Below are 11,506 nucleotides of genomic sequence, written 5' to 3'. Positions count from 1 at the left end.
AGGATAACTAGCTTTAACACTTTTAGATTCCTAGCCTCAAGGTCGAGCCTCTTATTAAAAAAATATTTAATAAGCACCACTGAAGATAAAAGAGTTAATTTGGAAGATTTAAATTGAAACATGCCATCGTTATCGGCGCAGGATTTGGTGGAATTGCAAGCGCCTTAAGACTTCGCGCAAAGAATTATGAAGTTACCTTAATCGAGCGATGCGAACAACTGGGTGGCAGAGCCCAATTTTTCGAAAGAAATGGCTTCCGGCATGACGCAGGCCCAACTGTTATTACTGCCCCTTTCCTATTCGAAGAGCTATTTGCTCTTTTCAATGAAAAATTCGCTGATCACGTTACGCTTGTCCTCCTAAAACCTTGGTATCGATTTGTCTTTGCCGATGGTGATCATTTTGATTATGGTGGTACGCTTGAAGAAACTTTAAGCGAAATTAATCGGATTGAACCTACTGATTGTGATGGCTATCTAAAATTATTAGCACACTCTAAGCGAATTTTCAATGTGGGTTTTGTTGAGCTAGCTACGGAGCCCTTCGATCGTCTTTGGACCATGATCAAGCAGATCCCTAGACTCATCGACCTGCAGTGCTACAAGACGGTTTGGCAATTAGTTAGCCAATATTTAAAAAATGACAAACTCCGTCAGGCATTTTCTATACAACCACTCTTGGTGGGTGGCAACCCTTTTGATACCACCAGCATTTACGGCTTGATTCATTACCTAGAAAGAGAATATGGCGTTTTTTTTGCAATGGGTGGAACGCACGCCATTACCCAAGCATTAGAGCAACTGATGCGACGTAATGGTATTCATATTGTTTTAGGTCAGACTGTAAAGTCGCTCGTCATTGAGACGGATGCGGCAACCGGAGTTCTGCTTGAGAACGGAAATACGCTGATGGCTGACGTAGTAGTATCAGATACCGACCCCGTCCACTTATATACCAAAATGATTAAGCCCAGTAAGCTGCATTTTTTGGCTCGCTTAAAGATTAAAAAAGCCAAACTCTCAATGGGTCTTTTTGTACTGTATTTTGGTACCACGAAAACCTATCCAGATATTGCACATCATACGATTTGGTTAGGTGAGCGTTATCAAGAATTACTAAAGGACATTTTTGATCGAAAGATCCTAACAGAGGACTTTTCATTGTATTTGCATCGTCCTACTGCCACCGATCCTAGCTTTGCCCCTAAAGGATGTGACAGTTTTTATGTTTTATGTCCAGTACCTAATCTATTGGGTGGGCAAGATTGGTCAATTGAAGGCCCTAACTTACGAGATCGTATCGTTACTGCACTTGAGAAAACGATCATGCCTAATCTTTCTCAAACCATTACAGATGATTTTTATATGACACCTGAGGACTTTAAAGAAAATTACTTAAGCTCTCAAGGATCTGGATTTTCGATCTCCCCACTATTTACTCAGTCAGCGTGGTTCCGCTTTCATAACAAGGCTGAAGGTATTAAGAATCTCTTTTTAGTTGGTGCCGGGAGTCATCCCGGGGCTGGTCTACCCGGCGTCATCTCGTCGGCTAAATTGATCGATAAATTGATTCCGAGCGTCGGAGAGGTCAAACTTTTTTGAAATTAACCACTCCTCATTCAGTTGCTCATCAACTACTGCAAAATAAGGGTAAAAGCTTTTATTGGGCGAGTCATTTTTTAGGGAAAAAATATCGTCACAGAGCAATGCGACTCTATGGTTTTTGCAGATATCTTGATGACATGGTCGATGAAGAGGGTCAAGTAGATTCGGGCAAACAAAATATTATGGAGGCGCGTCAAGCGCTATTACAGGGATCTACAGATCAAGCCAGCTTGAGCAGTGGCATTGAATTAATCCAGCAATGTCATATCCCGCAAGAGGTTGTTTTTGATCTAATTGCAGGAATTGAGTCAGATACTGAACTCGTTAGGATAGTGAATGAGCCTGATTTGCTTCATTACTGTTATCAGGTAGCCGGCACGGTTGGACTGATGATGTGCTACGCCTTAGATGTTCAAGACCAGAATGCGAAGCCCTATGCGATTGATTTGGGGATAGCAATGCAACTCACTAATATCTGCAGAGATATCAAGGCGGATGCTTTGGTGAATCGTCAATATATTCCCAATAGCTTAATCGGGAACATTGAAGTAGCTCACCTAATTGCCCCCAATGAAGAACAAGCAACAGTTTTACGGCTTGCAGTTGCTAGTCTTTTAAAGTTGGCGGATCACTATTATCAAAGTGGAGAAAAGGGGCTGTTCTATTTACCACTGCGGGCGAGGATCTCCATTCTCATTGCAGCTCGTATTTATCACGATATTGGCAATCAGCTGGCATCAGAAGACTATGCCTATTGGGATCGACGCATGGTTGTTTCTACTCCAAGAAAAATTGTTATTACCTGCTTAACGATAGTGACGGCATGCTTTAACCCCCATTTTTGGTTTCGCCCAAAAAATCATGATGTAGCGCTACAGAAACCATTGCATCCTCACACGTATGTTGGGCTTTCTAAAATGAACCATATTGTCACCGATGTCATTGTGATTGGCGCAGGCTGCGCAGGATTAAGTCTTGGCTTCAATCTAGCCGAGATGGGTGAAGATGCTCCTAAAACCATTTTTCTTGAACAACGGACTGAGTACCATAATGATCGAACTTGGTGCTTCTGGGGACATCCAAAAACGCCGTTCATGGAGTTGGTTCAAAATCGCTGGTCAAAAGTGCAAGTTAAAGATTCTCAGCAGCGGAGTGCGCTCATTGAGTGTGAAGCCTCCCCTTATCAACTGTTAATTGCCAGTGACTTCTACCAACACACCCTAGAGACGATTGAGAAAAATAATAAGCTACAGCTACGTAAGGGCATCAAACTGACCAATGAACCATTCCAGTTGGATAATGGCTGGTTAGTTCAAACAGATGCTGGAAGTTTTATAAGCAAAATAATTATTGATACACGTCCTCTTCCGATGGATACGATGGGAGATATCACACTCTGGCAATCCTTCGTAGGCTATGAGATTGAATGTAACAATCCCTTATTTGATCCAAATACAGCCCACCTGATGGACTTTTGTGAGGCAAACAATGATTTTGTTGGCTTTACTTATGTTTTGCCCTTTTCAACAACAAAAGCATTAATTGAATTTACCAGCTTTGGAAGTCAAGCCTATTCCAAAGACGATCTTTTAGAAAGATTAAATAAAACAGTTTCGGAGTATGTAGGGGAAAGTCCATTTTCAATTATTAGGACAGAATCGGGTCTCATACCAATGGGATTGGGTGCTAGACATCCAAAGCACAGCAGTGCGATTCCGAAAAGTTATGCACAGGTTGGTGTAACAGCAGGTTCAGCTAGGCCGGCTACTGGTTATACATTTCAACGGATCCAAACTTGGGCGCAAGAGTGCGCAAAAGAACTTCGTAGAACAGGTCTACCAGTCGCGCAACCTACCGACCCCTTTCTAATATCAAAAATGGATAATATCTTTTTAAATGTGCTGCGAAATAATCCCGCGATGGGATCGTCGCTATTTATGGATATGTTTTCTAAGGTAAGCCATCCAAGACTGATTCGTTTTCTATCTGATCACGGCGGTATATTAGATTACCTTGCAGTAGTCACTGCTTTGCCACCGCTCCCTTTCTTAAAGGAAGTCTTTCGTTTTCCAAAGAGATGAAGTCGATGAATCAGATTAAAGCCCAAGGTATCTGCTTTAGCATACTGGCGCTAATAGTTGTCACTATAAGTATTTTTTGGCAACCCACTGACAACCTCACTTATTTAATGATCCCAGCAATCGTTATTCTTTTTCTAGGAGTACCTCATGGTGCCTTGGATCCTATTTTCGCCAAGAAATTACTATCTGTAAACACCTGGCAATCCTGGTCCTACTTTGTCTTACTGTATGGCCTGTTAGGTTTGGCGATGATCATTTTTTGGGTGCTCTCTCCCCTACTATTTATAGTATCATTTTTGTGCCTTTCAGTCTTCCATTTCTCAAGAGATTTAGAAAATACTGCTCCGAGAATAACTAAGCTTTTGTATGGTGGCACTGTCATTGTCTTACCAACACTTCTCCACTATGACGTGATGGTCAATTTATTTACATTAATCTTAAATCAGGACGATGGATTGCTTGTTGTGAATTTTTTACACCTCATTGCATTACCTTATTTAATTCTTTTAATTTTGAGCATTGCGTTTGAAAGCTATAGAAACACTTTTCAAGCAATTGAATTACTCGCTGTCAGTTTATTAGCGATTTTTGCTCAACCCTTAATCAGTTTTACCCTATTTTTCTGTGGGATGCATAGCATCAGACATATTTTACGAACCCAATCTTATTCGAAACTCAGTTGGAAGAAGATTTTGTTCACATCATTGTTACCAATGCTAGGGGTTGTTTTAATCTTTCTGCTGAGTTGGATCTATTTACCAGATTCACTCAATTACACACGTATCTTGCAACTGACATTTGTGGGTCTAGCCTGCCTGACAGTGCCTCATATGCTATTGGTAGACAGAGTGATACATCCTAATCATTAGAAAAAATAATCGCCACCACATAGTAATAGAACTCAAAAAAATCAAACCGGCGACGATACCGTAGGTCAACTAACCCGTTACATGGGATGGATTGAAAAACAAAAAAAAGATTCAGATGTGCGTGGAATTATTGTTGCCGGCCAATTCGATAAAAAATTATCTTACGCCATGGCAATGGTTCCAAATATCGAGGTTTTCTTATATGAGGTTAATTTCACACTTAAAGAACATAATGAGGGAAGAAGCACTAGGCGGTGCAGCTCGTTATGCCGGGCGGGCAGATCTACCGATTTAATTTTTTTGATTAAAAAAATTTAGATTGGTAATTCAGTATCATACTCGGCTTTCCTGGCGTGGTTGTTTGAAGCGGCCGTAACCCCAGAGGTATTGCGCAGGACACTGGCGGATCAAACGCTCCATGGCCTGGTTAAGTTGCAGCACAGCCTGCGCTACGTGGGGATCAAGTGCATGCCCCAAAGGCTCCAAATGAATGCAGTAGCCTTGACCTCGAGACAAACGCTCGCCCCATACAAGCACCACCTCCGCCTGGGTTTGTATAGCGAGTCGTACGCCTAAGGTCATGGTGTAGGCGTCGCGCGCCCACATTTGCGACCAGATGCCCATGCCCTCGGGCGGAACCTGATCGGGTAACAATCCCACAGCTTGGCCGCAACGCAGTGCTTTGAGCAACTGGCGCACACCGTGCATGTTGGTGGGCACAGCCCGCAGGTATGGCCGCGCGCGCGCATAGCTTAAGAATGCCCGTAACCAGGCTTGACGCGCTGGTCGGTAGAGCACAGTGATTGGGCCATGATCTTGGCCAAAATGCGCACCTAAGGCGGGCGCAGTGATTTCATAACAACCCAGATGCGGCGTGAAGAACAAGACGCCCTTGCCTTTTGCGAAGGCGGCTGTTGTGTGTTGCAAGCCATCCCAAGTGACGGGCATAGATGCGCCAAACCAAACCCGAAAAGACTCCAGGATTTGACAACCCGCAGCACCCACCGCGCCGCGTACCTGAGTCCAGCGATAACCAGCTTGAGCCGATTGGGTTTTGAAATGACGACGGTAGGTGGGCGAGAAACCCCACACCAGCCAGCCCAGAACGGCTCCCACACGCTGCATCCAGGGCAGCGGCAGAAAAGCCAAAAAACGAAAAAGTCGGGTCATCTATATCGCGAAAAACCGCATCAACTAAGTCAACCTTCGCAGGTACCAAATGCAAAAGCTAGTGGACAAAAATAGGGCCCTATCAATAAATCAGTAAGTAGCCAAATCTTAATGATGATCCTCAATCATATCTTTAATTATGTACTCGCCACCAATATTCTCTACATGAAAAAGAACATGATCCCCTTCCTTTAGGTTTTGCATCAATGAGGAATCTTCCACAGTAAACACCATTGTCATCGGTGGCATATCTATATTCGGAATTTCTCCATGCCGTAATGTTATCTTGCTAACCTCTTTACTTAGACTCAAGACAACTCCATGCGCCATAGAACAGGAACTATCATCAGCACATGATGAAGAGTTTTGTTGATGGTTCACTTCATCATGTTCCATATGGGCGCCTTCATGGTGACCTGCGTTCGTGGCGCTTAGAAAAGATGATAAAAATATTGCTAGTAAAAATTTAATATTTGTTTTATACATTTGCTTGTTACCTTATTAAGAATGATTATGCTTCCGAGGCTTTCTTACTTTAACTTCAAGAGAATCCCGACCGTCTTTAATCACTGACATCAAAGACTGTCCGGGTTCGCTTCGGCGAACCGCATCCTCCTCCAATTTATTAATGGAAACAGCTTGGGTATCCTTGGGCTGCTGGTACCAACCAGGATCAGAATAATCGTTAGGAAGCTGATCTTCCCTAACTTTTAAAACGCTGAACATACCTCCCATCTCTAAAGAACCATATGGTCCCGGTCCAGTCATCATTGGAATTGTATTATCAGGAAGTGGCATCTCCATTTCACTCATGTCCCCCATGCCGCGCTCACCCATCACCATATAGTCGGGAATTAAATCACTAATTTTCTCGGCTACACCTCGGTGATCGATACCAATCATTGTCGGGACCTCGTGTCCCATGGCGTTCATCGTATGATGGCTTTTGTGACAATGGAGGGCCCAATCGCCTGGCTCATTTGCAACAAACTCTATCTGTCGCATCTGACCAACAGCGATATCCGTTGTCACCTCAGGCCATCGAGAACCCTTTGGGGTTGCGCCACCGTCAGTTCCCGTAACCTCAAATTCATGCCCATGCAAATGTATCGGATGATTGGTCATCGTTAAATTTCCAATCCTTATACGTACTCGGTCGTTTAATCGAACATTCAATGAATCTATCCCCGGAAATACTCTGCTATTCCACGTCCATATATTGAAATCCGTCATTGTCATAACTCTTGGGGTATAACTCCCAGGCTCAATATCGTACGCATTTAGCAAAAAACAAAAATCACGATCGACTGAAGTAATTAATGGGTTAGTCTGTTTCGGGTGGGTTACCCAGGATCCCATCATTCCCATTGCCATCTGCGTCATCTCATCCGAATGCGGATGATACATAAAGGTACCTGGTCGCTTTGCCATAAACTCGTATACGAAAGTTTTTCCAGGTTCAATAGCCTTTTGAGTTAAACCACTAACACCATCCATCCCGTTTGGAAGTCTCTGTCCGTGCCAATGCACACTGGTTCGCTCTGGTAAGCGATTCGTAACGAACAGCCTAACTCGATCTCCCTCCACTACCTCAATTGTCGGTCCAGGACTCTGTCCGTTGTAACCCCAAAGATGTGCCTTAAACCCCGGGGCTAATTCCCTGACGACTGGCTCTGCCACGAGATGAAACTCTTTTATCCCCTCGTTTAGCCGCCAAGGCAAAGTCCAACCGTTTAGTGTAACTACGGGATTATATTTACCCTCATGCTGATCTGATGAAGAGTTTGTTTCCGCGTCATCCTTACTTGTAATTTCTGGTAACCCAGCCAGAGCGTGCTTGGAAACGGGACTAAAAGCAACCGCACTCGCTAGTAAGATCCCGCTAGCCGATGTTAAAAGTCTGCGCCTGCTGTTGTCCATTCTCAATGTCCTCTTTTATGCTTGGTTTAGACGTTTTTTATTTTGAAACTTCTTGCAGTCATTAGGTTTCCAATCATGGCGGAATCCAAAACTACATGTGAAATCCAAAATTGTTTTTTACTATCTATTGCACCAATGACCGCAGATATTTGCTCTCTGGAGTCCACTAGAAGTTCAAAAACTCCAATAATCATTCCGTTGTATCGCAGCAAGTTTTCCTCAGAAATTATTTTCCGAAGTGGAACAATTTCGTCCCGATAATGCCGTGCAATTTCATACGATACCAAGTATGTTTGGTATGAATTCTTTAGTTCATTAGCCGCGTGTTGAATCACATACTCGTATCGATAGCTTGCGGATCGAATACGCTGAGTCATCATTTCACGTTTTTGCCCACCCCAATCGAATAGGGGCAAAGCGATCTCCAACTCAAAGCCATCTGAAGAGCCTCGATCACCATCAAATTCAGTCTTATCTACTAATGACATTTCGACATCTGTAAAACTATCAATCGTTTGCAGGCCGTACGCTTCACCCAGAACCAACAATTCATTCTTCGCTACTCTGACATCGATACGATCATGATTAATTGCCTGTTCAAGAGCATCAACCGATATAGTTGTATTTGGTAGGTCGGGCAAACGCTCAGGGAGCTTAAAATTTTTCCGCTGCTCACTGTCTAAACTCAACATTGAACCAAGGTTTTCTTTTAACGTAACAGCCTCATGTTTAGCAAGAGCAAACTTGGTCGCCATATTCGAATAGTGCGCGTGCTCACGAGCGCGCTCTAATTTATTAAAATTGCCCGTAAGCTCCATGCGTCCAGCTAACTCGGCACTGGCCTGAGCACTATCCAATGCTTTTTTCGCATACTCAAGTGCCTCCTTAGCTGCGACGGCCTCCACCCAAGCTATTTTTACTTGCGCAAGATAGTCGAGAACGGAGGAGACCATGCGGATACGAACTAGGTCCACTTGCAAATCAGCAATCGCCGTTCTTTTAGGAAGGGTCAGTAATTCGAACAGTCCCAGCGTTAATACTCTCGTAAGCTCTAATTCACCGGGAGATGAGATTCTCTCAAACGAAAATCTAGGATTAGAGATACGCCCGTTATGTTTGGCACCAGCGATGTCCGACAGCATTGCTGTTACTATCATCTTTAATTCGACACTGTTCAAAAGCGCTATCTTTTGTACCTCAGTCAATCCAATCGGAGCCTCAAGAGTCGCATTCACTAATGTTTCGTTACGATCTTGTATGATTGGATCGATGGAGAACGAAGCGCCAACCACAGAATAACTAACTAGACTGTCGTCAAGGTATTTTAAGTTCTCAGAGACTCCCGTTGTCGAACAGCTACTACAAAACATTAAAAACGCAACGCTCAGTGTTATAAATTTAAACTCCATAATTATTTTCGCTTCACTTACTCCGACCTTCTGAGGTCTGATATCGGTAAATATCGCGCGCGTACGCCTTCCATCCTCCGATGGTAAGGACCAGCTCATTGACCGAGAGCCAGGAGCTTAGTTGTTGAGATTCGTAGGCTCGATAGTTACCAAAAAATTGCACCTGGTCGTCGTCGCTCGTTAATACGAGATCAACCGCTTCGGATATCAATTGAGCGCTTGCTTCGCTATTCGTATGGATTGGCTGCGCATTAACACTAGAAGGAGCGACAACCAAAGAGATGGTAAAGCTAAGTATTACGCCAGAAAATATTAGTGTTGAATTTAACATTTATAACCTTAGAGACCTTGGCACTCCAACAACGTATTTTTTCAAATATAGATGGCCCATCGTTTATCAATCGTAACGCTTTAGTAGAGCTGTGATCTCTTCTATTTTTGAGGTTTGTTCGTCTTCGCCGCGATGCGCGGCTTCACGAAGACATGACCTCATATGCGTTTCTAGGACCGTCATCTCTATGGACTTCAACGCACTTCGAGCTGCGCGAATTTGAGTCATGATGTCTACACAGTATTGCTCCTCGACAATCATGCGCTTCACGCCTTCAATCTGGCCTAATACTCGATTTACATTTCCCAAACTTTTCTTATGTGAAGGATGCATAGACTTATCCTAAATAATACATAGATATATACCCTACCTGGGTATATGCACCACGTCAAGCAACATAACTAGGACATGTTGCGTATAGCGACCTTCGTAAGTAGTGGTCCAGCGCCTTTACTGTCTACTTTAGAGAGTAAAACAACATTTCATCAATAATTTCATGCTGTCCTTAGGCATAAAGATGATTCTATTTGTCCAAAAAAGCATATAGTTAGCTAATTTTTTACTTTTTTAGTTATATACTAAGATCAAAAAAATAGTAGTTTAGTCAATAGGTTACTAATAAAGTCGATTTTTCTTACCTTTCTCTAATAAGGAAACCTAATGAAACTAGAGACCTTGGCCGTTCATGCGGGCTACAAACCTGACCCCATAACCAAAGCGGTTGTGCCACCCATTTATCAAACGGTTGCTTACGAATTTGACAATGCTCAGCACGGTGCCGATTTATTCGATTTAAAAGTCGTAGGTAATATCTACACCCGCATAATGAACCCTACTCAGTCGGTTCTCGAAGAGCGGGTTGCCGCCCTTGAAGGGGGCATTGCAGCTCTGGCGGTCGCCTCAGGTCAGTCTGCTGTCACGTATGCCATCCAAACCATCGCTGAAGCAGGCGACAACATTGTCTCATCGAGCGCCTTGTATGGGGGAACCTACAACCTATTCGCTCATACGTTTCCGCAATTTGGAATTACAACTCGTTTTGCAGACTATCGTGATCCAGCAAGTTTCGAGTCACTCATAGACGACAAAACTAAAGCTATTTTTGTAGAATCCGTAGGGAATCCACAAGGTAACATTACCGACATTGAAGCCATAGCAACCATCGCACACAAGCATGGCGTTCCGTTGATTGTCGATAACACTGTCCCAAGTCCATACCTTTGGCGCCCGATAGAATATGGAGCAGACATCGTCATACAGTCACTCACCAAGTACCTGGGTGGTCATGGTAATAGTTTAGGAGGCGCCATCATAGATTCAGGTAAGTTTCCATGGGCTCAACATAAAGCTCGGTTCAAACGATTAAATGAACCCGACGTGAGTTACCACGGCGTGGTCTACACCGAAGCATTGGGAGCTGCAGCGTTCATCGGGCGGGCGCGAGTTGTGCCGCTGCGCAATACCGGCGCGGCTATCTCTCCTTTCAATGCATTTCTGATCTTACAAGGTATCCAGACACTTGCGCTACGTATGGATAGAATTTGCGATAACACGCTGGCTGTCGCACAACATCTTCAGATAAATAACAAAGTAGAGTGGGTCAATTATGCAGGATTGAGCGACCATCCTGACCACGCATTAGCCAAAAAGTATATGAATGGAAAAGCATCGGGACTGCTTACATTTGGACTGAAAGGCGGTCGCGAAGCTGGCGCCAAATTCCTCGATGCACTGAATTTGTTCACGCGCCTTGTGAATATCGGAGACGTTCGCTCTCTAGCTACGCATCCGGCATCAACTACCCACCGTCAGCTGTCACCAGAAGAGTTAGTCAAATCAGGAGTCACCGAGGAGACTGTACGCTTATGCGTTGGCATTGAACACATTGACGACTTGAAAGAAGATTTGAATCAGGCCTTGGGCGCAGCGTAACTGGATTACCCCCACACCCATTGTCAGCCTGAAACTCTATCAAGGCAATGCGCATTATAAATCCTGCTAAAGTGAAAAGCCTTTTGGCCACCGCTTTAGCCGGTGGTTTTTTTATCTTTTTAAAATTAAACCAGGCATTTAACTAAATTGTGCGCCTGACATATGTCGAAGCACTAAAAAAGGAGGAAAG

General features: G+C 43.7%; 11 protein-coding genes and 1 riboswitch. Of the genes, 5 read left to right on the top strand and 6 right to left on the bottom strand.

What is annotated here, in order from left to right; translation table 11 throughout:
• Window positions 1–113: 113 nt before the first annotated feature.
• The 4 genes from crtI to O3A65_06875 all read left to right on the top strand — a co-directional run bounded on the left by crtI (window position 114) and on the right by O3A65_06875 (window position 4,872).
• The gene (gene crtI, locus O3A65_06890; GenBank protein ID MDA1332191.1) at window positions 114–1,601 is read left to right on the top strand and encodes a phytoene desaturase family protein; all 1,488 of its coding nucleotides are present in this window, start codon (window positions 114–116) and stop codon (window positions 1,599–1,601) included.
• A complete protein-coding gene (locus O3A65_06885) occupies window positions 1,598–3,685 on the top strand; it encodes a squalene/phytoene synthase family protein (protein ID MDA1332190.1) in 2,088 nt (695 codons plus the stop codon). The genes crtI and O3A65_06885 overlap by 4 nt, the downstream gene beginning before the upstream one ends.
• 5 nt (window positions 3,686–3,690) lie before the next feature.
• Window positions 3,691–4,554, top strand: a complete 864-nt coding sequence (locus tag O3A65_06880; GenBank protein MDA1332189.1) for a Brp/Blh family beta-carotene 15,15'-dioxygenase — start codon at window positions 3,691–3,693, stop codon at window positions 4,552–4,554.
• 81 nt (window positions 4,555–4,635) lie between these two features.
• Window positions 4,636–4,872, top strand: a complete 237-nt coding sequence (locus O3A65_06875; protein MDA1332188.1) for a hypothetical protein — start codon at window positions 4,636–4,638, stop codon at window positions 4,870–4,872.
• Between the two features lie 15 nt (window positions 4,873–4,887).
• Here O3A65_06875 and O3A65_06870 read toward each other — a convergent pair whose 3' ends face one another.
• From O3A65_06870 to O3A65_06845, 6 genes are all read right to left on the bottom strand, one after another.
• Window positions 4,888–5,724 carry a lysophospholipid acyltransferase family protein gene (locus O3A65_06870; protein MDA1332187.1) on the bottom strand — a complete coding sequence of 279 codons (837 nt, stop codon included), beginning with the start codon at window positions 5,722–5,724 and terminating at the stop codon, window positions 4,888–4,890.
• Between the two features lie 108 nt (window positions 5,725–5,832).
• Complete coding sequence (locus O3A65_06865) at window positions 5,833–6,210, bottom strand: copper-binding protein (protein MDA1332186.1); 378 nt, start codon at window positions 6,208–6,210, stop codon at window positions 5,833–5,835.
• A gap of 15 nt (window positions 6,211–6,225) precedes the next feature.
• A complete protein-coding gene (locus O3A65_06860) occupies window positions 6,226–7,644 on the bottom strand; it encodes a copper oxidase (GenBank protein MDA1332185.1) in 1,419 nt (472 codons plus the stop codon).
• Between the two features lie 26 nt (window positions 7,645–7,670).
• A complete protein-coding gene (locus tag O3A65_06855) occupies window positions 7,671–9,053 on the bottom strand; it encodes a TolC family protein (GenBank protein ID MDA1332184.1) in 1,383 nt (460 codons plus the stop codon).
• 13 nt (window positions 9,054–9,066) lie between these two features.
• Window positions 9,067–9,384, bottom strand: coding sequence for a hypothetical protein (locus tag O3A65_06850; GenBank protein ID MDA1332183.1), 318 nt, complete (start codon window positions 9,382–9,384; stop codon window positions 9,067–9,069).
• A gap of 66 nt (window positions 9,385–9,450) precedes the next feature.
• Complete coding sequence (locus O3A65_06845; protein MDA1332182.1) at window positions 9,451–9,717, bottom strand: metal-sensitive transcriptional regulator; 267 nt, start codon at window positions 9,715–9,717, stop codon at window positions 9,451–9,453.
• A 327-nt stretch (window positions 9,718–10,044) separates the two neighbouring features.
• Between O3A65_06845 and O3A65_06840 the strand changes: the two genes are divergently transcribed.
• The gene (locus tag O3A65_06840) at window positions 10,045–11,316 is read left to right on the top strand and encodes an aminotransferase class I/II-fold pyridoxal phosphate-dependent enzyme (GenBank protein MDA1332181.1); all 1,272 of its coding nucleotides are present in this window, start codon (window positions 10,045–10,047) and stop codon (window positions 11,314–11,316) included.
• 123 nt (window positions 11,317–11,439) lie between these two features.
• Window positions 11,440–11,504, top strand: a riboswitch (SAM riboswitch).
• Window positions 11,505–11,506: the final 2 nt, after the last annotated feature.

The organism is Pseudomonadota bacterium (assembly GCA_027624715.1).
Lineage (GTDB): Bacteria > Pseudomonadota > Gammaproteobacteria > Burkholderiales > Eutrophovitaceae > Eutrophovita.
The sequence above is the reverse complement of the archived record's forward strand: the minus strand, read 5'-3'. Positions and strand labels throughout refer to the sequence as shown.

Coding starts and splice junctions, on each gene's coding strand:
- O3A65_06860 (MDA1332185.1), bottom strand. CDS start 7,644: ATGGACAACAGCAGGCGCAGACTTTTAACATCGGCTAGCGGGATCTTA.
- O3A65_06840 (MDA1332181.1), top strand. CDS start 10,045: ATGAAACTAGAGACCTTGGCCGTTCATGCGGGCTACAAACCTGACCCC.
- O3A65_06850 (MDA1332183.1), bottom strand. CDS start 9,384: ATGTTAAATTCAACACTAATATTTTCTGGCGTAATACTTAGCTTTACC.
- O3A65_06845 (MDA1332182.1), bottom strand. CDS start 9,717: ATGCATCCTTCACATAAGAAAAGTTTGGGAAATGTAAATCGAGTATTA.
- O3A65_06880 (MDA1332189.1), top strand. CDS start 3,691: ATGAATCAGATTAAAGCCCAAGGTATCTGCTTTAGCATACTGGCGCTA.
- O3A65_06870 (MDA1332187.1), bottom strand. CDS start 5,724: ATGACCCGACTTTTTCGTTTTTTGGCTTTTCTGCCGCTGCCCTGGATG.
- O3A65_06875 (MDA1332188.1), top strand. CDS start 4,636: ATGGGATGGATTGAAAAACAAAAAAAAGATTCAGATGTGCGTGGAATT.
- O3A65_06865 (MDA1332186.1), bottom strand. CDS start 6,210: ATGTATAAAACAAATATTAAATTTTTACTAGCAATATTTTTATCATCT.
- O3A65_06855 (MDA1332184.1), bottom strand. CDS start 9,053: ATGGAGTTTAAATTTATAACACTGAGCGTTGCGTTTTTAATGTTTTGT.